This is a genomic window from Bradyrhizobium ottawaense (genome assembly GCF_900099825.1).
Classification (GTDB): domain Bacteria; phylum Pseudomonadota; class Alphaproteobacteria; order Rhizobiales; family Xanthobacteraceae; genus Bradyrhizobium; species Bradyrhizobium ottawaense_A.
Window position 1 is genome coordinate 784,477 of the sequence record NZ_LT629693.1, and the last position, 24,379, is coordinate 808,855.

The 24,379-nt window shown below is 60.4% G+C and carries 21 protein-coding genes and 2 pseudogenes; 6 read left to right on the forward strand and 17 right to left on the reverse strand.

Translation table 11 applies throughout. The features are described from left to right. Positions 1-334: 334 nt before the first annotated feature. Complete coding sequence (locus tag BLR13_RS03935; RefSeq protein ID WP_074827467.1) at positions 335-1,969, reverse strand: flavin-containing monooxygenase; 1,635 nt, start codon at positions 1,967-1,969, stop codon at positions 335-337. A 103-nt stretch (positions 1,970-2,072) separates the two neighbouring features. Here BLR13_RS03935 and BLR13_RS03940 point away from each other — a divergent pair, with 103 nt between their 5' ends. Continuing rightward, complete coding sequence (locus BLR13_RS03940; protein ID WP_074831914.1) at positions 2,073-3,002, forward strand: LysR family transcriptional regulator; 930 nt, start codon at positions 2,073-2,075, stop codon at positions 3,000-3,002. A gap of 135 nt (positions 3,003-3,137) precedes the next feature. On the opposite strand, the pseudogene BLR13_RS41575 reads toward BLR13_RS03940, so the two are convergent. The 9 genes and pseudogenes from BLR13_RS41575 to BLR13_RS03985 form a co-directional block, all read right to left on the reverse strand. Continuing rightward, positions 3,138-4,238, reverse strand: a pseudogene (locus tag BLR13_RS41575) (MFS transporter); the annotation flags it as partial. 115 nt (positions 4,239-4,353) lie between these two features. Continuing rightward, positions 4,354-5,100 carry an SDR family NAD(P)-dependent oxidoreductase gene (locus BLR13_RS03950; protein ID WP_074827462.1) on the reverse strand — a complete coding sequence of 249 codons (747 nt, stop codon included), beginning with the start codon at positions 5,098-5,100 and terminating at the stop codon, positions 4,354-4,356. A 148-nt stretch (positions 5,101-5,248) separates the two neighbouring features. Beyond that, positions 5,249-6,307: an SDR family oxidoreductase gene (locus tag BLR13_RS03955; protein WP_074827460.1), complete on the reverse strand. Its 1,059-nt coding sequence runs from the start codon at positions 6,305-6,307 to the stop codon at positions 5,249-5,251. Between the two features lie 112 nt (positions 6,308-6,419). After that, positions 6,420-6,788 (reverse strand): DUF427 domain-containing protein, encoded by a 369-nt coding sequence (locus BLR13_RS03960; RefSeq protein ID WP_074827458.1) that lies wholly within the window; start codon positions 6,786-6,788, stop codon positions 6,420-6,422. A gap of 66 nt (positions 6,789-6,854) precedes the next feature. After that, positions 6,855-7,256, reverse strand: coding sequence for a nuclear transport factor 2 family protein (locus BLR13_RS03965; RefSeq protein WP_074827454.1), 402 nt, complete (start codon positions 7,254-7,256; stop codon positions 6,855-6,857). A gap of 40 nt (positions 7,257-7,296) precedes the next feature. Beyond that, on the reverse strand, positions 7,297-7,929 hold the full coding sequence (locus tag BLR13_RS03970; protein ID WP_074827452.1) for a glutathione S-transferase family protein: 633 nt from the start codon (positions 7,927-7,929) through the stop codon (positions 7,297-7,299). Further along, the gene (locus BLR13_RS03975) at positions 7,926-8,693 is read right to left on the reverse strand and encodes an alpha/beta fold hydrolase (RefSeq protein WP_197679519.1); all 768 of its coding nucleotides are present in this window, start codon (positions 8,691-8,693) and stop codon (positions 7,926-7,928) included. Before BLR13_RS03975 ends, BLR13_RS03970 begins: the two co-directional genes overlap by 4 nt. A gap of 104 nt (positions 8,694-8,797) precedes the next feature. Then, positions 8,798-9,235 (reverse strand): GlcG/HbpS family heme-binding protein, encoded by a 438-nt coding sequence (locus BLR13_RS03980; RefSeq protein ID WP_074827449.1) that lies wholly within the window; start codon positions 9,233-9,235, stop codon positions 8,798-8,800. Positions 9,236-9,306: 71 nt separating this feature from the next. Next, positions 9,307-10,053 carry an SDR family NAD(P)-dependent oxidoreductase gene (locus tag BLR13_RS03985; RefSeq protein WP_074827441.1) on the reverse strand — a complete coding sequence of 249 codons (747 nt, stop codon included), beginning with the start codon at positions 10,051-10,053 and terminating at the stop codon, positions 9,307-9,309. 349 nt (positions 10,054-10,402) lie between these two features. Here BLR13_RS03985 and BLR13_RS03990 point away from each other — a divergent pair, with 349 nt between their 5' ends. The 4 genes from BLR13_RS03990 to BLR13_RS41585 all read left to right on the forward strand — a co-directional run bounded on the left by BLR13_RS03990 (position 10,403) and on the right by BLR13_RS41585 (position 14,322). Then, a complete protein-coding gene (locus BLR13_RS03990; RefSeq protein WP_074827439.1) occupies positions 10,403-11,968 on the forward strand; it encodes a winged helix-turn-helix domain-containing tetratricopeptide repeat protein in 1,566 nt (521 codons plus the stop codon). A gap of 429 nt (positions 11,969-12,397) precedes the next feature. After that, positions 12,398-13,300 carry a LysR family transcriptional regulator gene (locus BLR13_RS03995; RefSeq protein WP_074831913.1) on the forward strand — a complete coding sequence of 301 codons (903 nt, stop codon included), beginning with the start codon at positions 12,398-12,400 and terminating at the stop codon, positions 13,298-13,300. A 102-nt stretch (positions 13,301-13,402) separates the two neighbouring features. Further along, positions 13,403-13,819: a hypothetical protein gene (locus BLR13_RS41580; protein WP_244525080.1), complete on the forward strand. Its 417-nt coding sequence runs from the start codon at positions 13,403-13,405 to the stop codon at positions 13,817-13,819. Beyond that, positions 13,810-14,322, forward strand: a complete 513-nt coding sequence (locus tag BLR13_RS41585) for a hypothetical protein (RefSeq protein ID WP_244525081.1) — start codon at positions 13,810-13,812, stop codon at positions 14,320-14,322. Before BLR13_RS41580 ends, BLR13_RS41585 begins: the two co-directional genes overlap by 10 nt. Positions 14,323-15,294: 972 nt before the next feature. Here the strand turns inward: BLR13_RS41585 and BLR13_RS04005 are convergent. From BLR13_RS04005 to BLR13_RS04020, 4 genes are read right to left on the reverse strand one after another with little or no spacing between them, the layout of a single operon-like run. Then, positions 15,295-15,750: a hypothetical protein gene (locus BLR13_RS04005; RefSeq protein ID WP_074827437.1), complete on the reverse strand. Its 456-nt coding sequence runs from the start codon at positions 15,748-15,750 to the stop codon at positions 15,295-15,297. A gap of 36 nt (positions 15,751-15,786) precedes the next feature. Next, positions 15,787-17,445, reverse strand: coding sequence for a cation/acetate symporter ActP (actP, locus tag BLR13_RS04010; RefSeq protein ID WP_074827433.1), 1,659 nt, complete (start codon positions 17,443-17,445; stop codon positions 15,787-15,789). After that, entirely contained in the window at positions 17,442-17,741 is a 300-nt protein-coding gene (locus tag BLR13_RS04015) for a DUF485 domain-containing protein (protein ID WP_074827431.1), read from the reverse strand. Before BLR13_RS04015 ends, actP begins: the two co-directional genes overlap by 4 nt. A 30-nt stretch (positions 17,742-17,771) precedes the next feature. Then, positions 17,772-19,022, reverse strand: coding sequence for an FAD binding domain-containing protein (locus BLR13_RS04020; protein WP_074827429.1), 1,251 nt, complete (start codon positions 19,020-19,022; stop codon positions 17,772-17,774). A gap of 199 nt (positions 19,023-19,221) precedes the next feature. Here BLR13_RS04020 and BLR13_RS04025 point away from each other — a divergent pair, with 199 nt between their 5' ends. Then, positions 19,222-19,893, forward strand: coding sequence for a TetR/AcrR family transcriptional regulator (locus BLR13_RS04025; RefSeq protein ID WP_074827427.1), 672 nt, complete (start codon positions 19,222-19,224; stop codon positions 19,891-19,893). A gap of 106 nt (positions 19,894-19,999) precedes the next feature. Here the strand turns inward: BLR13_RS04025 and BLR13_RS04030 are convergent. The 3 genes and pseudogenes from BLR13_RS04030 to BLR13_RS04040 form a co-directional block, all read right to left on the reverse strand. After that, positions 20,000-22,227: pseudogene (locus BLR13_RS04030) on the reverse strand (molybdopterin cofactor-binding domain-containing protein). Next, complete coding sequence (locus tag BLR13_RS04035; protein ID WP_074827426.1) at positions 22,224-22,712, reverse strand: (2Fe-2S)-binding protein; 489 nt, start codon at positions 22,710-22,712, stop codon at positions 22,224-22,226. Before BLR13_RS04035 ends, BLR13_RS04030 begins: the two are co-directional and overlap by 4 nt. 42 nt (positions 22,713-22,754) lie before the next feature. After that, the gene (locus BLR13_RS04040) at positions 22,755-23,837 is read right to left on the reverse strand and encodes a c-type cytochrome (RefSeq protein WP_349517087.1); all 1,083 of its coding nucleotides are present in this window, start codon (positions 23,835-23,837) and stop codon (positions 22,755-22,757) included. Positions 23,838-24,379 lie beyond the last annotated feature (542 nt).

Sequence of the window (24,379 nt, forward strand, 5' to 3'; positions counted from 1 at the left end):
AGCCGTTGTCGCGGCACTCACTGTTTTGCTGTCGGTTCGAACGATCGGATGCAGAGGCGAACAGTGCGGTGGCGGAGAGAGTGTCAGTCAATCCCCATTGATTTACAAGCTGTTTTCATTCTAGCAGGTGGGAACCTACGGTCTTGGCTACCAACCAATGGCCGTTGGATGGTAGCTCATCCAAATTCTGGCCCAGCCCATCAATTTCAGTCGGTGGTCGACGTCATGAAGAGCCAACGTGCGGTCTCGCAAGTCAGCGTAACGCGGAGTGCCCCTGAACGTGCTGCGGCTTCCGACGGCGACTTCAACTGGTGGTCAACACCAGAAGAGACATTCAGCCGATCGAAAATCCCTCATACCCGCGCTCGGCGCTTTCGTTGCATATCGCCATGTACGTCCCGAGACCGCCAGCAAAGGCCAGCATCTCTCGCCGCTTGCCGGGTATGTTCGCGCCGACCCACCAGGAGTCGGCGCGGGGGATGAGAGTGGCGTCCACCGCTTCAAACACTTTCGCACGCCACGCTTCCTCCGCCGGCACCGTCGCCTCGAACTGCGCCCAGTTGCGTCCGCGTACATGGTCCAGCATCTTGGCGACCCACTCGCCCTGAAGCTCCGCGGCAGTCGGTCCATTGGCGAAAGCGTTCGGGCTGTGCGGACCATAGACAAAAAGGAGATTGGGATAACCGGCGGATGCCATTCCCAGATGGGCTCGAACGCCGTCCGCCCACTTTTGCTTCAGAGTCCTGCCGTCCGTGCCCCAGATATCGATGCTGGTCAGTCCACCTGTCACCGCGTCAAACCCGGTAGCCAGGACCAGAACATCTAGTCCGTACTCGCCGGCTGTAGTCTTGATCCCACTGCGGGTCACTTTCTCGATCGGCGTGTTGCGGAGATCGACAAGGCTCACGTTGGACTGATTGAAGATGTCGAAGAAATTCTGCTCCAACGACGGCCGCTTGGCGCCATAGGGATGAATCGGCTCCGTCGGCGCCAGGATCTCGGCAATGGCTGGATCCTTGATCCGAGCCCGCGTCTTGTCACGCCAAAAATCGTAGGCGGCGCGGTTCGACTGCTCGTCGATAAGAAGGTCATTGAACGAGCCAACCCACGGCGCAAAGCCGCCGATCTCCCAAACGCGCTCAAACGTCGCCTGCCGCTCCTCGGCGGATACCTCCGACGCGGCCTTCTCGAGAGACTGGTAGTCGAAACCTCCAAGCGTCGTTCTGCGCTTCTCGTAGGCGACCGGGTATCCCTTCTTCATGCGAAGAATTGTGTCATCGTCCAGCCTCTTCTGCCGCATCGGCAGAGCCAGATTAGGCGTGCGCTGGAAGACCGTGAGTTGGGCCGCCACTGCGGCGGCTTCTTGAGCCACCTGCACGCCGCTTGCCCCTGTGCCGATGACCCCGACCCGCTTGCCGGCCAAGTCCAAACCTTGCTGCGGCCAAAGCGCGGTGTGATGTCGTTCCCCGGCAAAGTCGCTCAGGCCCGGCAGATTCGGTGTGTAGGGCTTCGAACCCAAACCAACGCAGACCACGAAGTAACGGGGCCGGATTACGGAGCCGTCGCTCGAACGGACCGTCCAACGATTGCTCGCCGCGTCAAACTCAGCCTCCTCGACGCGCGCGTTGAAGCGAATGTCGCGGCTAAGGTCGAGCTTCTCGTCCAGATAGTGGAAGTAGTCACGGATTTCAGGCCACGCAGGATAGAGCTCCGTGAACTTCCAATCTCGCCACAGATCCTCGCGCGAAAACTGATACATCGGGCCGGGAGAATCGACGCGCGCTCCTGGATAACAATTCCAGTACCAGACACCTCCAAGGCCGCTCCCAGCCTCAATCGCTTGGACCGACATGCCCATACCGCGCAGGCGGTCAAGAAGGTAAACACCAGCAAATCCCGCGCCCACAACAAGAACGTCGAGTTCTTTCGCCCCGCCATTATCCGCTCGCTTCGCTTTGGTCGTGCTCATGATGGTCCACTCTTCGAAGGTCCGTTGATCTGGCGAAGGTGGACCCGCCGGTAGTCATGCAGTAGACTCTGGTCTGGCACATCCTTTGTGAAATGAAATCACAATGGCCCGGTTGGACGTAAATCGTTCCGGCGAGATGGAAGTTTTTGCGCGAGTTTTCGAGCTCGGTGGATTTTCCGCCGCGGCGCGCGAGCTTCGCATGACCCCCTCGGCGATCAGCAAGCTTGTCGGCCGTCTCGAGACCAGGCTCGGGGCGCGGCTGGTAAATCGTTCGACGAAGGGGCTTCAGTTCACGCCAGAAGGTCGGTTGTTCTATGACCGGAGCATACGACTGCTCGCCGACCTGGACGAGGTCGAGCGATCCGTCGCCAAATCCAAGGTCCCGAGCGGAAAAATCAGGGTGAGCGCTAACCTGCCGGTCGGGCGTTCGTTGCTGTTGCCGATCGTCCCCGCTTTTCTCGATGCCTATCCGAAGCTGTCTCTGGAGATATCCCTGACTGATCAGGTGATCGATCTTATCGAACAGCGAACCGACGTTGCACTGCGCAGCGGACCGCTTAAAAGCTCCCGGCTTATTGCGCGGAAGCTTGGCGCCGCGCGGATGGTGATCGTGGGATCACCGGGCTATTTTGCGCGACACGGCGTCCCGAAGACGCCTGATGAGCTGGCGCAGCATAATTGTCTTGACTTCTGCTATGCCCGAGCGGTGAAGAGCTGGCCTTTGTCCGAGGAGGGCGTGCAGAGAACGATACCGCCCTCTGGAAATGTCCAAGCCAGCGATGGCGATGCGTTGCGGACGCTCGCCCTCGACAATGTCGGCCTCGTTCGGTTGGCCTCGTTCATAGTCAGGGATGATATTGCCGCCAATCGTCTCGTCCCTGTCCTCGAGGCGTTCAATCCGGGCGACATCGACGAATTGCATGCTGTCTATCTTGGGCAGAGTGGGCTCCTGCCGCTTCGGATCCGTGTCTTCCTCGACTTTCTTGCCGATCGCATCAAACTCACCGACGACTGGCGGCCCAAGCACTTGTGACGGCGTGATCATTGCGAGAACAAGCGTAGCGACGTTCATCAGGATGATCGCCGCAGCGCCAAGATCAACAGCGAACCCAAGTCCGCGCGTTGTTGCGATAGCGCCTAGTACGAGGGCGAGCGCGCCCATCGACAGGTAGCCCAAGAGATAAAGTGCGGAGAGCACGCCGCCGCGGTTGCGCTCGATCGCCGCCACGCTGATCACTTGCAGACCGCCGACAAACAACAGGCTGTACGCCCCTCCCGCAACGGCGGTGGCCAGCAAGTAGATCACCAGATCACGGAAATTGACCGCCACCATGAGCAGCACCATGCCCAGACAAGAGACGAGCGCGCCGACCATCAGTGCCATCAGGGGCCTGAGAGCCCGGGCGATGATCCCGATCGCGGCCATCACGATGGGAAAGAGTGAAAGGACGGCGCTGTTGAGAAAGGAATTTGGCGAACCAATCAGGTCATGCTCGACTTGACCGCCGAGCGAAAGGACCAGAACGCCGAATGTATAGGCCGCTACCATGGCGGTCGATGACATCGCGAAGATCCGACGTACCCGCTTCGGAACGGATGGCATCCGCGAGCGCCAGTCGCGGCCGGCACCGCCCGGTGCATGATGTGGCAAGAGCCATGTTCCTGTGAGAAGGATGACGAGGAAGAGAGAAAGGACCCAGAAGCAAAGGCGCGTAGGCCATGGCCCATATTCCGTCAAGGCGCCGCCGAGCAGTAAAGCGGCGGCGAAGCCGGCAGCCTGCGCGCCCATCGTGACCGAGGCTGCGTACTTTGCAGATTCCGGACTGCTGAACTCCAAGATAGCGGCGGTCGAGGGGCTCGCAGCCAGGCCGACGCCGATGCCCATCAAGGCACGTCCCGCGAATACCCACCACACGTCAGGTGCAACCGCAAACAGCAGAGCACCGACCAGCGACGCAAAGAGGCCGGCCAACATGGTCGCGCGGCGACCGATCTGGTCGGAAATACCGCCGAAGCCGACCAGCATGACGACGACGCAGATGGGATAGATGGCGAAGATTCCCGCCGTCACCGTATGAGAGAGATGCCACTCCTCCGCATAAAGCCCGTATGTCAGTGCAGGCGCCGCGCTTGTCCACAGCGTATGACTGACCACCCCCGCCGAAACCAACAGGCTCGCGCGACGCCCGAGGACGAACCGCTCTCTCACCGGAGGCTGAGTCCGGTCCGCTTCGGTACGGTTAACGAAGGCAGGCGATTCCTCGAACATCGCTTTCGTCCTTGTCAGTTCGGCAAAAAGGCTCGGCCGGTCGCCGGACGCAACCGCGCTGTGCGCCGGCGACGCGCGTGGTCATTTCCAGGTTTGTGATCGGCCTTGTTCGGAATTAGGAAGCGGTTTTGCCGCCGTTCACGCTGATGATCTGGCCGGTGATGAACGACGCCTTGCGGGAAGCGACGAACACGATGGCATCGGCGATCTCCGCGGGCGTGCCCGCACGCTTGAGAGGCACGCCGGCGACCAGTCCGGCCCTTCTCTCGGCGGTGCCGGTGAACCGGTGCAGCATTTCGGTCTCGACAGGACCGGGCGCGACCGCATTGACGCGGATGCCTGATGCCGCACCCTCGAGGGCGGCGGATTTCGTCAGCCCCTCGACCGCGTGCTTGCTGGCGGTGTAGAGCGACGCACCTGGCGCGCCTCGATGTCCCATGGTGGACGAGAGGTTCACAATGCTGCCGCCGCCTTGCGCCTGCATCACGCGCATCTCATGCTTCATGCTAAGCAGCACGCCGAGCACATTGGTGTCGAAGGTCGCCGCGTAGCTTTCGGCGGTCTGGTCCGTCACCGGACCGGGTTTGCCTTCGGTGCCGGCATTGTTGACAGCCACATCGAGCCGGCCGAACCGGACCACGGCCTTGTCGATCAGGTCGCGGACGTCGTCTTCATGGCGAACATCAGCGCGGATGTATTCAACTTCCACGCCGAGGCTGCGGAGCTCCTGGGTCAGGGCATGTCCCGCCTCGTCGCGACGGCCGGACACGACAATCCGGGTGCCCTCTTGAGCGAAGGCCAGCGCCGTGGCGCGGCCGATACCGGTCAAGGCGCCGGTGATCAGGACGACGGGTGCAGTCATGGATATTTTCCTTTGACAACGGGCTGCATTGCGGGAGGAATCTTGGGAACGCACCACGCCGGAGGCCAAGGCGACCCACCGTCGTTTCGATTGCTTCCGTCGCAGGTGATGAGGCGGTTCTGGCGCACGCTACGAAATCCCCGGCAAGTTACGGAATGATCCGCTCACGCCGAAAGTCTGAAAACATCCGAAGAAACATCTCCTCAGTGTCCACCAGGTCGTGGAATCCGAAACGGCGGGCCTTGCTCGTATCCGAGACGATGTCGTAGTCCGATGCGAAAACGTTGTCCGGGTAGCCCCAGGCCGCAATCTCTTCGAAGCGGAATTTCTGCAATCCGTTCTTTTCGACGATTGCTTCCCAGATCGGCCCCTTGTCAGCCATGGACCGCGCAAGGTTGATGTGTCGTGGCGAAGCCAATTCCATCCCAAAGAAATTGGCGAACTTGGGCCACAGGTTCTGCCACCTGATGAGATCACTGTTGGTGATGTTGAAGGCCTGATTGGCGCATTTCGGATCGGTCGCCATCCACTCGACCGCCTTTGCCAGAAGTGCGGCATCGGTGCATTGGTAAAGTGCGGCATAGGCTCCCGGTTTGCCCGGGAAGCTCAGCGGCAGTCCCAATGCCTTGCAGACATTGGCATAGACCGCGATCGCCAGGGTCAGGTTCATCGGCCCTCCCGTGGAGAATCCGCAGACCGCGTGCGGACGCCCGACCGACCAGGTCCAGCGCTTTCCCTTCTGGAATTCTTCGAGAAAGTCTTGCTGGTCGTAATAGAAATTCGGCGGCATGTGCCGCGGATCGTCCTCTTTCGTCGGAGTTTTGTAGGGACCGAGGTGATTTCCGTACCACCTGGTGCCCTGGGAGAGATGAATATGCTCGAGCACGGGTGACGCGGCCTCGACGGTCTTGACCAGGTTGAAGAACATGTTGGCGTTCGCCGACACCGTCTCGCCGGGGTCCGACCGCTCGGTGATGGCCAAATAGAACAGGTGCGAGATATTCGTCAGCGGACCGAGATTGGCCCGGCAATCCGCCGGATCGAGAAGATCTACGGCGATATGCCTGTAATCGCCGGGAATCAGTGGCTTGCGGCGCGAAACCGCAACGATATCCCAGCCACCCTGCTCAAGCAGGTGAGCCAGCATGTAGCCGCCGGCCAGGCCGGATGCACCCGTAACAAGTGCGGTTCGCTTCGCCTTCGACATCGGTTCTTTCTCCTCTCAGTCACCCGGCGTGAGACCGGGGCCGAAAATTCACTTCGAACGACTCCTCGCCGCGCGCATCGACATGCCATCAAAGCCAGGTGGCAAGCGCCGGTTAACCGATCTCGTCGACACGGTCCGGGTAAAACGCGACGTAGTCCTTGATCTGCGCCATCGCTTCAAATGGCGTCTCATAAGTCCACACCGCGTTGCGTGAACGATCGCCGCCCGCTGGAATGCTGTAGTAGGAAGCGTCGCCCTTGTAGGGGCAGTACGTGGTGTGTTCGCTACGCGTTAGCGCGGCCATATCGACATCGCGACGGGGAATGTATTGAACGGGCGGATAGGACGCCTCGCGAAGCGTCAATGCATCGCTTGTGTCGGCGATCACTTTTCCGCCGACTTTGACCACGACGCGGGACCGGTTCGGTTCGATCGAAATGGGATGGTCGGGCCCCGGAAGCTTGATCGCCTTGTCAGTCATGATCTGTATCCTTCTGAATTGGAACGGTTTCTGGCTATCCAGAACCCGTCGTTGGGATTTCCCCGATCAATCGGCGAAGCGATCGCCGAACATCGGCCGACCGCTCTTCGACTCCGCCTGAGCCGCCTCATCCTGGAGGACGTCCCAGTGTTCGGCCAACACCCCGTCGGCGATGCGAACGACGTCGGCGGCGATCCAGTTTCTCGGGCGTCCTGTGCCAGAGAATCGCCCGTGCACGATGACAAAGTCATCTTCGGCCACGATCACGCCCGGCTCATATTTGAGGGACGCCGGACTACCCTTGATGAGGTTGAAGAGACCCTCGCGGCCCGGCTCGATGTGGGCGCTGTGCTGAATGTAGTTGGACGACCAGAAGCGTTCAGCGGCCGCGTAGTCTCGTTTATTGAACAAGGTGTCGAATGCCTCGAGGACGAGCGCCTTGTTCTTTGATTCCCTTGACTGACCCATTTCATTCTCCTGACGATACCTGCGTGGTGACCGCAGCGGACTACGCAGCCAGACCGGGTCGGCTTGAAATGGCTTCGTACCAGCGCTTCAGCGAACGGTGCCTGTCCGGAACCGGAAGGTTGATCGCCTTGGCGGCGAAATCCACCGTCACCAGTACGGTGATGTCGGCGACGGAGAAGCTCTCGCCAGCCACGAAAGCAGCGTCGCCCAATCGATCGTCGAAGTCGGCAAAGAAATTCTTCAACCGGAGCTTGCTACGCTCTGCCAGTTCGGGAATCTGCTCGTAATCATGAGGTCCGGCGATCGCGCGGCCTTTGAGACCGGGCGCGACATTGCGGACGGCTTCCATGACCGTGGCAAAGCCTTCCAGTTCAGCACGCCGCTCCCACATCGCCACCAGCGCCTTCTCCTTGGCCGTCTCGCCAAGCAAAGGCGGGGCCGGATGGGCTTCTTCAATGTACCGCCAGATCGCTGGCACTTCGCCTATGGCGGCGCCGTCTTCCAGCACCAGCGTGGGCACGACGCGGCGCGGGTTGATCGCGCGGTAGGCATCGGAATGTTGTTCGCCTTTGCCAAGATCGACTGTGACGAGGGGAACCGAAAGTCCCTTTTCGGCGAGGAATATGCGCACGCGCCGCGAATTGGGTGAGGAGGCGGAGTGATAGAGTTTCATTGCGCTTCCTCTTCGGACAAGAACAGGGAAACGTGCTGGACGAACCGCTCGGGATATTGGTATTGAGAACCGTGATTGGCGTCGGGATAGAGGATGAGCTGGGCGTCAGGCAGGTGCTGCTGCAGGATGAACGAGTTCACGGAGTAGATGATCACATCCTTGCCACCGTTGACGACGAGCGTCGGCTGGCGGATCGACTTCAGATATTCGAACGGCTTCTCCGTCGGCGCGCCCCATTCGCCGATCGCCTCGATCTGGGCGGGCGCGACTTTCTCGTTGACCTCGGGATCACGGTTCTTACTGCGTAGCCGGAAGCGCCTCAGGAATTCGCGGCCCGCAGCCTGGCTCTTCTCGGACTTCGTAAAATGCACGCGAAGCCAGAGATGATCGGGCTCGTCATAGGTAGCGCCGAAGATTTCCTGCGCCTCTGGCGTGAGCGTGGCCATGCCTTCGCCGCCGCGCGGGCCGGTGCCGACCAAGACTAGGCGCCTCACGAGGTCCGGTGCCTGAAGGGCGATTTCCTGCGCGACGAGGCCGCCTATCGAAAACCCGAGCACATCAACTTTCGCCAGTCTTAGCGCCTTGATGAACGCCACCGCGTTAGTGCCCATTTTCTCGATCCTGGTGGGCACCTCTCCGGAGGAACTGGATACACCGGCGTTGTTGAACAGGATGACTTCGCGCTCCCTGGCGAAACCGTCGGTCACTGCCGGATCCCAATGGTCCATGGTGCCGGTGAAGTGCTGGTTGAAGACGAGCGGCACGCCGTCCAGCTTGCCAAAGCGGCGATAGGCAAAGCGGATACCGTTAGCCTCGATAAACTGCGTTGGCGCGGTCTGGTGAGTGTGAATCATTTGGTCGGGCCTTTTTACTCAGTGGGTACGGCACCCGGTAAGAGCGCGAGGGCTGCTGTCGCGCAATCAACGTCGTTCTGCACCGCGGGCGCCCCGCTCACCCCGATCGCCCCGACAATTTCTCCGTCGACCTTGATGGGAAACCCTCCTCCGTATGCCGCCACACGCCTAAGCGTGGGGATGCCGGCCAAAAGCGACGGGTCGCCCTGGATGAAGTTGAAAAAATCCTGCGTGGAGACGCCGAACAGCGCCGTATAAGCCTTGTTCTGCGCAATCTCGATCGAAAGGATCGGGGCCCCATCCATCCGGCTAAAGGCCTTGAGATTACCGCCGTCATCGAGAACCGCTACATTCTCGTTAACGCCAAGTTCTCTGGCTTTCGCCACCGCTTGATCCACCATTTTCTGGGCCAGCTCGGAAGAGATACTGTGTTTCTTCACCACGTTAGCCATTGGACTCCCTCCACTTGATTTGTATTGTGCTTCGATCGGGCGTGGGTCGTAATAGTCGCGCCCGGACTGGATCAGCTAGCGGTCATGCCGCCGTCGACGTTGAGGATCTCGCCCGTAATCCACTTGGCTCCGTCCGACCCGAGAAAGAGGATGCCGTCGGCGACTTCCTCGGAGAGGCCGAGACGATCAAGCGGAACTTGCTTCACCAAGGCAGCCTTGTTCTCTGACGTACCGGTGAAGCGGGTGAGCATGCCGGTGTCCGTGGGCCCGGGCGCGACGGCATTCACGCGAATGCCCGACTTGGCGAGTTCGAGCGCCACTGACTTGGTGATGCCTTCGACAGCATGCTTGGCGCCGACGTAGATCGAGGCGAAAGCCGCGCCACGGTGTCCGTACGTCGAGGAGATGTTGATGATGCTGCCGCTCCCCTGGGCCTGCATGGCGCGCACTTCGTGCTTCATGCTCAGGACCACGCCAAGAACGTTGGTCTCGAAGGTCGCGGCAAAGCTTTCCGCGGTCTGATCCGTGATCGGACCGCCCTGGCCTTCGGTTGCGGCGTTGTTCACCGCGACATCGATACGGCCAAACCGCGCGACGGTATTGTCGACCATGGCGCGAACGTCATCTTCCCTGCGGACGTCGGCTTTAATGAACTCCGCCTCGGATCCCAATGAGCGAAGCTCCTTGACCAGCTCCTTGCCGACCTCATCACGGCGACCGGCAACCATCACCTTGGCGCCTTTCCTTGCGAAAGCGACGGCGGCGGCGCGCCCGATGCCGGTCAAGGCGCCGGTGATCAATACGACTGGGGTGCTCATGTTCCGGTTCCTCATTCATGTTTCCTGCCGGCGGAGCATGGATTGTCCCGCCGGGAAGCCTATAAGCCCCTACAGGTGTCTCCCGAGGGCACTTCCGTGATTAGGCAAGTAGGAACCGCTGGTGTCCGCGCCAAAGACTTTATAAGTTGGTGGACATGCCTGAGAGATATGGAAGGCGAGATGGAACTGCGGCACCTTCGCTATTTTATCGCGGTCGCCGAAGAGGGCAGCCTGACAAAACATCGGAAGGCTTGCTTGACATACGGCTTACATTTTCCTTGCAGGCGGCTTACTTTTTCCGTGCAGGAGTGCCCTCAGGCGATCTGCGGCCAACCCTAGGGGCGGTAGCGTGCGCTATTTCTTCGAGAATTACGCTCTCGACACCGACCGGCGCGAACTACAACGCGGGACCGACGTGGTCCCGACAACGCCACAGGTTTTCGATCTGCTCGATTACTTGATCCGCAACAAGGAGCGCGTCGTCAGCAAAGACGACCTCGTGAGCGCAATATGGAAGGGACGTATCGTATCTGATGCGGCGTTGACGACCCGTCTAAACGCTGCCCGAGGCGTGATCGGCGATTCCGGCGAAGAACAACGTCTTATCAAAACACTGCCACGCAAAGGCTTTCGTTTTGTTGGCGCGGTGCGTGAAACGAATCGGCCTTCCGGTACCGAGTCCGTTCCAGAAAGCCGCTTTGAATCGTCAACGCCCGCGCTCGCGCTCCCGGACAAGCCCTCGATCGCCGTATTGCCGTTCGAGAACCTGAGCGGCGATCCCGAGCAGGAGTATTTTGCGGACGGAATGGTTGAGGAGATCACCATAGCGCTTTCGCGGTTTAAATCGTTGTTCGTGATCGCTCGCAATTCGAGTTTCACTTTCAAGGGCAGAGCCGTCGATATCAAGGAGGTCGGACGCCAGCTTGGCGTGCGCTATGTCCTTGAGGGGTCTGTACGCAAGGCGTCGAGGAAAGTTCGCATCACAGGGCAGTTGATTGATGCCGTGACCGGCGCGCATATCTGGGCGGACAGGTTCGAACGAGACCTGACGGACATTTTTGCTCTCCAGGATGAAGTCACGGCCGCCGCTGTTTCGGCTATTCAGCCAAAGTTGCTTCAAACAGAAACTGCAATGGCGACGCGGCGACGACCAGAGAACCTCACCGCCTATGATTTCTATCTCCGTGCTATGCAGCAGTATTACATATCGACCCGCGAAGGTTTGGCCGAGGCGATCCGGCTAGCTCACCGCGCTTTGGAGCTGGACCCTCGGTTCGGGTTGGTCGCCGCTCTGGCAGGTATCTGTCACATGAACAACGTCCTTTGGGGCTACGCTGTTAATGCTCAATTCGACCGCAAGGAAGCAGTTCGGCTTCTGCGCTTGGCATTGGGCGTCGACGATGATGATCCAGACACGTTGACATGGGCTAGCTTGATCTCGGCGTTCATGGTCGGCGATTGTGAAACTGAGATCGAAATGGTTGACCGGGCCGTCGCGCTTAACCCAAATTCATTTCGGGCATGGAACGGAAGAGGCTGGGTCTTTAGAAATGCGGGGCTGCCCGATGAAGCGGTCCGGAGCTTTGAACGTGCCATTCGCATGAGCCCAGTAGACCCGGCGCTACACCATTCGTTTGTCGGGATGGGGTATGCCTTCATCGAGCTTTTCCGCTTTGACGAGGCTATCGTCGCAGGGAAGAAAGCCCAACGTCAGAACCCCGTCTATCCGGAACCATACCGCTGTCTCGCGTCCGCCTTCGCCCATCTCGGACGTGACGCCGAGGCGCGTGAGGCAGCGGCGTGTCTCCTTGAGGTTGATCCCGCCTTTACAATCTCTTCGTGGATCGCCCGGGGCGGGCAATCAAACGCGACGTTGCTGACGGAGGGGCTCCGGAAAGCGGGGCTGCCCGAATGAGCCCGCGCAAATTGTGCCGGACGAGGTCATCGAATACGAGACGCAAATTGCTGCGATGCATTCGCTCGATCCGGAGAACGCCGAACGCCTGTGGAATCTATCCTTGAAGCTGATTTCGTAGAAATTGGTACCGGCAGGTCCTCGCGACCAGCCGGCGTGCAAATCGCGGATGAACGTCGCAAGGAACCTTCGAGTGCAAACCCTGTGAGCCTTGTAGGGTCTATGTCGGCTTATGGGCCCATCGCGACAAGTGTAGCAGGTGTCGCTGAGGTCTTCTGATGAACGAGTTCACGGCGTAGCCGGGAAGCCTACAAGCCCCTACAGGTGTCTCCCGAGGGCACTTCTGTGATCAGGCAAGTAGGAACCGCTGGTGTCCTCGCCAAAGACTTTATAAGTTGATGGGCATGCCTGAGAGATATGGAAGCCGAGATGGAACTACGACACCTTCGTTATTTTATCGCGGTCGCCGAAGAGGGCAGCCTGACGCTCGCGGCTGAAAAACGGTTGCACACCGCGCAGCCTTCGCTGAGCCGGCAAATTCGCGATCTCGAATACGAGGTCGGCGTTCAGCTGATGATACGAAGCGTGCACGGCATCGAATTGACTGCCGCCGGTCGCGCCTTTCTCGACCATGCACGGCTGGCGCTTACCCAGGCGGAGGCAGCTACCGAGGCGGCGCGGCGAGCGGCGCAACCGCCGCGGAAATTGTTTGCGATCGGCTTCCTCACCGGCTACGAGATGGATTGGCTTCCGGCCGTGATGGAAATCCTGCGCGCCGAATTGCCGAGCACGGAAGTCGTCATCCACAGCCAGGACTCGCCGGATCTCGCGGCAGGTCTGATTTGCGGAAAGATCGACCTCGCCTTCATGCGTCCGGAGAAACAGGCACCCGGCCTGAAATTCAGGCTGTTGCGAAAGGACCCGCTGATCGTCCTGATGCCGCGCGACCACGCTTTGGCTGCCCGGAGTTCGATTCGCCCGCAGGACATCGCGAGCCAGACATTTATCGGAGTGTCCCCGGTCCGGGCACCGACCACATGGGCTGCGATCAACGATTACCTCAAGCCTATCGGCGTGAAACCCGACCATCAGGCCGAGAACCTGGCAATGGGGATTTCGCTGGTGGCGTCCACCGGAGGCATCGGCCTGCTTCCGCTCTATTCGCAAAATCTGTTGCCGAAAACCGTCGTCAGCCGACCGATACGCGGGACGCCGCCAACGGTCGACCTGGTCATCGGCTATAACGAGGCGAACACATCGCCGCTCCTGAAATCCATTCTCGCGAAACTGGATGATTTGAAGTTTCGAGTTACAAAGAGCAGTAGCCGCTAGATCCAACCATTTTACGTCCCCATGCTCGTGCGGTTGGTCTCTTCGATACATCACTGAACCGCCGTAGCGCGCGTTCAAGAAAAGCGCGGCAATCAGGAGGCTGTGGAACCTGCTGCTCTCGCATCGGTGCATCTGCATGCCTTGAAAGAAGACGACTTGATAACGTGGCGTGATGCTTTGCCGGAGGACTTAAAGGTCACGACCAAACAGCGGTTCGTGAATGACCTCAAGGCCGCGCTAAATGCCGCGTGGCCGCGGCTTTCCGCAGATCGGAAGAAACTAAACCCGACGTTCCTCGCGATTGTGAAGGCCGGCTTCAAAGCCGAGCGGATCGATGATGATGATGATGTGTCGGTTGCTCGGGATAATCAGATTCTCGCGGATGAGGAGGTTGGCGGCATCCTTCAACTGCGTGCGAAGTCGATCAGGAGCAAGGATTTGATGGCGATCTATATCGGATCGTCGTATGTCTGGCCGCGACCGGCGCGCGGTATGCCCAGGTCAGGCGAATGCGTATAGGCGACGTTCAGGTTTCTGCACGGCGTCTGATGGTGCCGGGCTCCTACAAGGGGCGCGGCGGCAATAGCGGCTCAGACCCGGTCCCAGTGGGCGACGATGTAAGTGCGGTGCTTTTGCGCGCAATCGCAGGGCGGCCAAGCGATGCCCCTCTTTTCGAGCGATGGATCCATGAACAGGAGCCGAGGGGTATCGCCTGGAAGAAGTCTGAACGCGGTCCGTGGAAAAGAGCCGAACTTGCACGTCCCTGGAAGGCCATTCGCGAGCGCGCCGGTATGCCGGAGGTGATTCCCTATGCTTTGCGGCACTCGAGCATCGTGCGCGGTCTCCGAAAGGGCTTGCCCATCCAACAGGTCGCCAAACTGCACAACACCTCAGTCACAATGATCGAGCGGCACTACGCGAAATACATTGCGACCGCCTTGGAAGACCTCGCACGGGCGGCAGTTGTGTCTCTGGTGCCGCGGAGTGATGGAAACGTGGGGCCGATGGGAAAACGCGCGTAGGCGACCTCATCCCCCAGAGTGGCATGTCCCGTTCTTATCCCAAGAGCAGACATGCCCGTGAACGGCAGCTTCGCGCCAGAAGGAGCCGTTCAATCCGCGAATTGGGGACTCGGCAACGTCGGCTTCGCCAGTTTCTGGTTTGCCGAACTCGAGCACATCCTCTCGAAACACCTAATCCACAGCCGGCACTGCAGCGCGTGCTGTTCAGCCTACTCACATTAGATGTCGCTAGATTTTCTTTGATCTCCCGGTGCACACATCGTGCACACGCCGCCTTCTAACTATTTGAAAAACTTAAACTCTCGGTCCAATCCATCATGGGGAAGTTTAAGCTAGTTCTAGCCAACGATATCTAACGTCGTCGCTATCCCATCAATGGGATGTCGTAGTTCGACCTAGACTCCCACCCTGGCGACGCAGTGGTGATCGCACCCGTCTCTGGGCGCATTCCCTGCTAACAGGGAATTTTACAGGGAAAGCCGCGATTTCGAGTCTAAGAGCTGGTTCCGGGGTCGGAAATTGAGGCGCCGCAGCGGTTTCTCGCATAATTCCCTAGGTAAGCTAACAGGGAAAAGCTTTGTACAGAGCAGGGTATTTTTGTTCGGGAACAGGGAGCTTCATCCCACGATCGAATGTCTCAGCCGATGAGATCCGGACCTCGAAGAGAGACTATAACTGTCAACCCAGCGGCTTGAACCACGAGCGGCTAGCCAATCCTCGTTCGGGATGATCGTGCTCCGAAGTGGCCCGGCGCTCTAATGGTCGCCAGGATTGCGACGTCGTCCTTAATTCCTGCCCGACGTCGCGAACCCATCCGGATGGCTGACCAAGACCTTGAGTAACGTCGACTGAAGGGTCATAGCCTCCCTCCAGCTGCTTGGGCAATTCTGCCCACGGTGCCTAATGGCCGCAGCGGCCTTGAAGCTTCGACGGCTCCGGGGTATGTGCGGCAGGATCATGGCTCAGCTGCAGTCAGGCTTCGTTCGGGAGCCGTCCCCGTTCGGAAGAGGCGACGTCATGACGCCCATCTCCAAGTTCCAAAGGCGCATTGGAGCTGTCGAGGAACTCAACCGTGGTAAACCACAAGTCGGCATCGCCAACGTTTTCGAGATCGTGGATTTTGTGTTCGCCCTTTCCATAGACGAAGTGCCGGGTCTCGCCGGCCGAATAGACGGCTTCGACAATCGTCCCATTCTCGGCGTGGGATCGCGCCCGACCCGGCGTCACCGCGGTCCAAAAGTAATCCAGCACGTGACGATGGAATCCAATGCGCTCGCCCGGCGCAAGTCGAATTTCCCAGACGCGAACCCGTTTGGTTTCGGACAATAGCCGCGTACCGACACGTCCATTGTACTGATTGGCCTCGAACTCCTTGCGAATTAATTCGGGCCAGGCGGCCCTGCCCTTTTCCGTCACATTAGCGTTCACTGTCGTGTCTCCTTGAGGTGAGTTATCGGCGAGGCGTCATTCGACGCCTAACCCCGTCTGGGCGCGAACGTGCTGAGCGCCGAACGATGCGCGGACCGAAGCGGCCGCCGTACTGCGGTCCAGCACCGACACCGCCCATGAAATCGCAAAAGCCAACGGCACCGAGACCAGGGCCGGATTGTCGTAAGGGAACGGTGCAGGCCCGAGCTTCAACGTGGCGGTCCAAACTCCCGGACTGAGCGCGACCAGTCCCACTGAAGCCAGCAGGCCGGCGATCGACCCGCTCACGGCGCCTCGTGTCGTGAGGTCAGGCCAGACGATCGACAGGAGTATCACCGGGAAGTTCGCGCTCGCGGCGATCGCGAAGACGAGTCCGACCATGAATGCGATATTCTGGTTCTCGAACACGACTCCCAAGCCCATCGAAAGCAGGCTGATTGCGACCGCCGCGGCCTTCGACACCAGCACTTCCTGCCGTTCGCTCGCTCGACCCTTGCGGATCACGCGAGCATAAAGATCATGGCTTGCGGCCGAGGCGCCCGCGAGCGTCAACCCTGATACGACGGCGAGAATGGTCGCGAACGCCACCGCGGAGATGAACCCGAGCAGTAGCGACCCGCCAACGGCGTCCGCCAGATGCAGGGCCACCATGTTGACGCCCCCAAGCAGTCCACCCGACGCATCCCGAAACTGGGGGTTCGCCGAAACGATCGCGATGGCGCCGAAGCCCAGCACGAACAGCAGACTGTAGAAGATGGAGATGAACCCCGTCGCCACCAGCACCGACGTGCGCGCCTGACGAGCATCGCTCACGGTGAAGAAGCGCATGAGGATGTGTGGCAGCCCGGCCGTACCGAAGATCAGGGCCAATCCGAGCGAGATCGCCGATATCGGATCCTTGACAAGTCCGCCGGGGGCCATGATCGCGTCGGCCTTCGGGTGCAGGGTGACCGCCTCTCGGAACAGGGCCTCCAGACTGAAGCCGAAGTGCCCGAGAATCAGGATCGACATCAGCACCGAACCTGACATCAGCAGCACGGCTTTGATGATCTGCACCCAGGTCGTCGCGAGCATGCCGCCAAAGGTCACATAGACCATCATCAACCCACCTACGATGCCGACGGCGTAGATGTAGGGAAGCCCGAACAACAACTGGATCAGCTTGCCGGCCCCGACCAGCTGAGCGATCAGATAGAAGACCACAATTACGAGGGTGTTCACTCCGGCGACCGCCCTCACCGGGATCTCGGACAGCCGATACGCCACCACGTCTGCGAACGTGTAGCGGCCGAGATTGCGCAACGGCTCGGCAATCAGGAACAGGATCATCGGGAAGCCGACGAGAAAGCCGATCGCGTAGATCATGCCGTCGTAGCCCGAGGTATAGACAAGCGCCGTGACACCCAGGAAGGTCGCCGCCGACGTGTAATCGCCGGCGATAGCAAGCCCGTTCTGGACGCCCTTGAGACCGCCGCCGGCGGTATAGAAGTCCTTGGCTGTGCTCGTACCCCGTCTCGCAGCCCACAATGTGATGGCAAGACTGATTGCGACGAAGCCGAGGAACATGGCGATCGCCGTTGCGTTCAACGATTGCCGCGTGCCGACCGCGGAAGTCAGCGCGTCGGCCGCTGCAGGTTTGGACAGCAGGACGAATGCGGTTGCGAACAAGGCCAGACAAGCCGAGCGCGAAATCATCGAAATTCCTCCATAAGAAGCTGACTGAGCCGATCGAAACGGGAATTGGCGCGCCGGACATAGACGGCCGTAAGAAGGAAACCGAGCGCGATCAGACCGATGCCGATCAACACGCCCCAGGTGATCACGGTGCCATCCCACAGTGGATGCCCGAGGAGCCGGGGCCAGAATGCGACGGTCAGGATGTAAGCGAAGTACGTGGCAGCCATGACGATCGACATGCCAACGCCAAGGCGTGTGCGTTCGCTCGCAAGCTGTCTGAACGCGGGATGGTCCTGGATGGATTGCAGGTCCATTGTTTTCTGTCCTCCCTTTTTTGAATTCGGTTAGGCGGCGATGCCCGTCGCGACGGCCGTCTCGGCCATCACCGCCTCGGGGCTGCGATGCCGCTCCGCCATTGCCCGTTCTTCGGCAGTGGCGATTTGCGCCTGCATGTATGCACCGAGATCCCTGGCACGACGGACGACCGCGGCTCCAAACGGAATTCGGCTCGACTCGAAGTTGGCGAGCGCCGCGGGCAGATCGGCCGGATGGGCTCGCAATGCATCGACCAGAGCAGCCGCATCGGCCGCCGCCTTTGTCACTCCCATTCCGACGTGAGGCCTGGCCACGAACGCAGCGTCGCCCAGGATCACCGTTCGGGATCCGAGCGCCATACCTGGCGTCTCGAGATCCAGAATGGCCTGTATGAACGGCTGTGCCGTGAGGCGAACGACCTCGGCAAATTGCGGTGCAAGCAATCTCTCCGCGTCCTGGCGCATTGAGGCGATCACGTCGGATCGAATCCTGGTCGGCGGAATCGACAATTCGTGCCGGACGCCGTCGATGTCCGTCAGGAGATCTGCCAACCCATGGTCGGCATCGGCCGGGCGGTACCAAACAAAATTGAAACGGCGCTCGCCGACTTCCATCTCTTCGTTGGCTCCGGCGACGGGATACCCGAGCATCTGCTCCCCGGGAGGGAGGCTGAAGGCGAACCAATCGCACAATTCTGCGCGCGTCCGCGGCGATAGGTCCCGCTCATTGACGAGGCCCCGCCAGGCGACGTAGCCGGCGTACGCAGGACGGACATTGGCCGCAAGCTGTGCCCTGACGCACGAGAATATGCCGTCCGCGCCGATCAGCAGATCTCCCGAGACCTCAGAACCATCGGAGAATCGCGCCACCACGCGATCGTCAAGCTCCGTGACGTCCACCAGGTTCTTGCCGTGATGATAGTGTTCCGCCGGGAGCGCTGCCTTCAGAAGCCCGTAAAGGCGTCCCCACGAAGTGAGGACCTGCCGCAACTCAAGCTCGCCCCCAATACGACCGCTCCGGTCCAGCACGCGGCGCCCCGGGACGACCACGCCAACGGCCGCGGCTGCGGAATCGATGCCGGCCCTGCTCAATACCTCGAACAACTCGCGATGGGTGACGATGCCCGCGCCACGCCCTGCCAGTTCGGCGCCGATACGCTCGTACACATCGACGCTCCAGCCTTCCCGCCGCAACAGCAATGCAGCGAACAGTCCGGCCATGGACCCACCGATCACGAGTGCTTTCGGCTGCGGCTGGCGCCTCCGGCGATCGTTACCCATGAGCAACCTCCCTTCGGTTGGTGGTGGTGCAGCGTGGAATCGTTATTTATCGATTGATCAATTATCGATACGCCACCGACCCGTGTCAACGCCTATTTATCACTTGATAAACAAAATGTGATGGCAGCGTCCTTGATCGGCTACGTCGGCAAATCGGTGTATGAAGGTGCAGAATTGCACTCAAACTGACGAATCAGGTGTGAAGCAGCCCAGCAGAGCGCGTCTCCGAACGCCGATCCGAGAGCAGCAGAGGCTGGACCCGTCCGAGCGGGAAGCCATTATCGCGCGGGAGGCCGTCTCGTTTTTCGCCGAGCACGGATTCGAGGGGCAGACCCGCGAGCTCGCAAAGCGGCTGGGCATTACCCAGCCCCTGCTCTATCGCTACTTTCCGAGCAAGGAAGCTCTCATCGAGCGGGTCTATCAGGAAGTGTTCGTCGGGCGCTGGAAGCCATCCTGGGAAAAAATCATCACCGATCGCTCGGTGCCCCTGAAGGCGAGGTTGGTCCATTTCTATCGCGAATACGCCGAGGTTATTCTCACCTACGAGTGGATCCGTCTGTTCATGTTCGCGGGTCTGAAGGATCTCGGATTGAATGCCCGCTATCTCAAAATGCTGCGCGAGCGCGCTTTCGAAAAGGTAATCGAGGAGATCAGGGTCGAGTACGGACGCCCCTCAACCCGCGAACTCCCGATTACCGTTCTCGAAATCGAAATGGTATGGGGGCTTCACGCGGCGATCTTCTATCTTGGGGTCCGTCAATTCATATACTCGATGTCCCTCGAAACGGATGTCAATTCGATCATCGACGCAAAGGTGGCGACGTTCCTCAGCGGCGTTTGCTCGATTCTACCGGCCAAAGCAGCAGTCTAGACCCGCTGGCCACAGCAGGCGCCTCCAAAAAGCGGAGAGGATACCGTGGATGCATTGGCGCGCTGCACAGCGACGACTTCGCGAACCTCCTCCGATTCCCTTCCGATCAAAGCCCAGCCGCTCTCTTGATGCGGGCCGCCGTGAACGGAAGCTCATACATCCGAACGCCCGTTGCATCCCTGATCGCGTTGGCGATCGCGGCTCCCGTCGGCCCCTGCGCGGCCTCAGCGACACCATAGAAGGCATCGCCGGGCCGATCTATCAGATGGACTTCAACCGACTCCGGCACGCTGTCAAACCGCATGATCGGATAGGCTGACCAATCCACCGATGTGACACGGGTACGGTCGAACGTCACCCGTTCGAAAAGCGTCCAGCTCATCGACTGCAAAATCCCGCCTTCAATCTGATTGCGGATACCATCCGGGTTAACAACCTGCCCGGTGTCCACTGCCGCCACGACGCGCCGGACGCGAACGCCGCCGCTTTGGCGTGGAAGCTCGATCTCGATGGCCACCGCGCACCAGGCCTCGAGGTTCTTGTAACGCGCAAAGCCGAAACCGAATCCGGTGCTCGCCGAACGCTTGACCCGAGCTGCCCAACCGAAGCGCGATGCTGCCGCTTCGATGACTTCGCGCGCGCGGGGATCGACGGTGTGCCGAAGCCGAAACGCGACCGGGTCTTGACCCGATCGCGCCGCCAATTCGTCGAGGACGCTCTCGATGGCAAGGACGTTGAGGTACCCGCCCAGGGAACGCATGGAGGATCCTCGCAACGGCATGTCGGGCAGAAAGTGATTAATTACCTTGCAGTTCGGGATCGCATAGAGCGGAATGGCATTCCGATCGCCGCCGCCTTCAGGCTGGGCCAGTGCGACGGGCGGCGCAGGCGGGAAGGCAAAGGATTTCAGTCGGGCGGCGACCAGCGTCCCAGGGGGCCCAGGCCGCATCATGTGCGACTGGCTCCAAACCTCGTGGTGCCAATCCGCAATGGCACCGTCCAGTCCGACCGTCGCCCTGAGCTTGACCACCATGCCGGGCCCGAATGGATCCCAGGCGTGCTCTTGTTCACGCATCAGTTGGACCCTGACCGGCCGACCGGGCATCGCGACCGCGAGCATCGCCGCGTCGGCTGCCGCGTCGTCGGCGCCATTATGTCCATAGCAGCCGGCGCCCTCCGCATGGATGCAGCGAACATTCTCGGGCGGCATCCACAGCATGTCGGCGATCGCATCGCGGAGGAAAAACACGCCTTGCGTATGGGTCCAAACGGTGAGTCTGCCCTCGCGGAATTGCGCAACGGCACAGGACGGCCCGATGGACCCGTGTGTCAGATAGGGTCTGCTGAAGGTCCCATCGACCAGAATACCCGATTTTCCCGGATTACCGCTGTCGTGAATCGTCGTGTCTCGGGAAGGCAGGTTCGTCAGAACTGACGGCAGGTCCGCGCTGTCCGGAAGGGCTTGCTGCTCGATCCAGGTCGTAGTCGCTGCGAGCGTTCGCATGCCTTGGATGGCTATCCATTCTTGGTCTGCAAGCACGCCTAGAAAGTTGTTGTCCTGAACGACCTTGACGATACCGCTTATCCGCTCGACCTGAGCGATGTCACAGTCTCGCAATGTAGCTCCGTAACTCGGCGGGCGAACAACGCGACCGTGCAGCATCCCATCGAGCCGCAGATCTTGAACGTAGGCGCTTCCCCCTGTCACCTTGGCCGGAATGTCGATCCGCTGCACGGGTTGGTTCATCACGGTGAAGTCTGCGGGCAAGGTCAAACGCGCGTTCTGCTTCGCGTCCACCGACAATAGTTGGTCGCGAACCAATTCGCCGTAACCAAGTCGCATGCGATTAGGGCCGAATACGTCGCCGTTGCGGACCTGTAGTGAGGTGGCGGACACGCCGAGCCTGCGAGCGGCCTCTTCGATAAGTATCTCGCGCGCCTGCGCCGCCGCGTGTCGAATTGCCGTGCCGGAGTCCTGCATCGAGTGGCTTGCGGCCGTGTATCCCTCATTGGGCGTCCGTGCGGTGTCTGCCGTGACCAGCGATAGCCGATCTAGCGGAACCTTGAGTTCCTCGGCCGCGACCTGGAGCAGCGCCGTCTTGAGACCCTGGCCAAGTTCGGCCTTTCCGGTGAGAATCGTAACGGCCCCCGATGCGTCGAGGCGAATCCAGGCGTCGATGCTTGGCGTGTCGTCGAGACTTCCCGGAAGACCGGCTTCGAGGGTGCTCCACCAGTTCCCGTTTCGGTTTGTCCATGCGCCCCGGAAAGCCGGAAGGCGACGATGAGCGCGCCGGCGCCCGCCAACACGCTGCGCCGCGAGACACCACGCATCATCGTCCTGTCCTCGCATCGGCAGTCTTCGGCTTCATCTCTTCCGCGGCACGCCGGATCGCACGCAAAATTCGCATGTGTGTTCCGCATCGGCAGAGATGAGGCTGAAGTTCGGCCCTGATCGACTCATCGGGGGCGTGCGGGTCGCGATTCAGCAGCGCCTGGGCACGCATCATCATGCCGGGAATACAATAGCCGCATTGTGCCGCTTGCTCGGCGATGAAAGCGCGCTGCATCGGGCCAGGCGCGTCCAGACTCCCAAGTCCTTCGAGCGTGGTGATCGTCCGTCCCTCCAACACCATCACCGGCATTATGCAGGAGAAAATGGCCTTGCCATCGACGATGACGGTGCAAGCTCCGCATTGACCGAGCCCACAACCATATTTTGCGGAATTCAGCCCGAGTTCGTCCCTGAGAACGTAGAGCAGTGGAGTGTCTGGGCTCGCCTTGATGGATCGGCTCTCGCCGTTAACGGTCAGCGTTGTCATGGTGCTTCACCGAACCTTCTGCCCTTTGTTGTCCAGTCCGACTCACGGATTGCCTCTTGCTTGCGCGACCGCTTTGGCTATCCCATCCCACGGCTTTTTCCCGGCAAACTCGGTGCGCAGATAGTTGGTGAGATCGGAAATCTGCCGGTCATCAAGAATATCGCCAAAGCCGGGCATGATCGGACGCGCAGAGCCGCCGGCGGATGCCGGTATTCCCCGCACGACAAGATTGACCAGGTTGGCGGGCGTCTCGCCGGCAACGGCGGTGGAGAGAGCAAGCCTCAAGCCGCCCAGCGGCAAGGGTCTGTCGCCTTCGTGGCACGACGCGCAAACGGCGGTGTAGATCGCTCCGCCCGGATCGGACGGGATAGACGGCGTGGCAGCCTGCACGCCGGCCACCTGCGGCAGACGTCCTGGACCTGATGGGTCCGGTATCTTCACATCGCTCCGTCCTTCACCCTTGCCGAGCGACGCAAGATAGGAAGCCATTGCGCTTACGTCCGCGCGGTCGACCAAGGACAGATTGTCGACCACGTTCGCCATGGGGCCCTGAGCCGTCCCATGCTGGGGGTGCGAGCCACGCGCGAGATAGTCCGTGAGGGCAGCCACGTCCCAAGCGATGGGCGATTGCGAGCTTCGACCGAGCGCATAGGCACGCCAGCCCTCGGCTTCGCCTCCTTCGAAACTGGCCGATGTCTTTTCCGCTCCTAGCAGATTTCGAGGGGAATGGCAGGCGCTGCAATGCCCGAGTCCATCGACCAGATACTTTCCCCTGTTCCACTTCTCATCCTTTGAAGGGTCGATGACAAAACGCACCTGACGCAGAAACAGAAGCTTCCAGAAGGCCAGCGTCAGACGAACATTGAGAGGAAACGGAAATTGATTTGGCGGCGCTGACGCCTTGACCGGATCGATCGACATGAAGAAGGCATACAATGCCTTCGCATCATCGTCCGACACGCGCGTGAAATGATCGTATGGGAACGCCGGGTAAAGGTGGCGGCCCTCACGATCCACTCCGGACCGCAGGGCGCGAATGAAGGCCTGCTCCGACCATCGTCCGATGCCGGTTTCGGGATCGGGCGTGATGTTGGTGGAGTAGATCGTTCCGAAGGGCGTCGGCATCGCAAGCCCTCCGGCGTATGGCGCTCCGCCCGGTGCCGTATGACACGTGGTGCAGTCTCCGAGTAGCGCGAGACTCGCTCCACGACGCGTCGCGGCAGGATCCAGAGTTCTGGCTGACGGAGGATCAACCGGAGGAATTGGCGATTCCCAGGCGTAGAGAAGTGCCAACGTCCCGCCCATCGCGCCGATAGCAAGCAGTGCGAGCAGAACGGACCTGAACTTCATCGCCTTCGCCTCCTGAATGGAGACGCCATATCAGGCGGCCGTGGGTGCTATCTTTTCAGTTTCACGCGGCACTTGAACAATCTCCCGATCAGGCGTCGACTGCAGGGAACTCTCCTTTTCGATCACCTGCTCGACGAGCAGAGTGTGGGCGCGTTCAGTCGAACGAAGCCCGTTGGGTATCGCCTGCTGCCCAGCTTCCCTTTGGTCGACCCCGCCGCCACAATGCATTACGCCCTGCTCGCGACACCAAATCAAAAAGCCGTCCAAAGCATGAGCGGAGAGTCCAATACGCTCGCAGGGCTGCGGCGTAAGGTGCC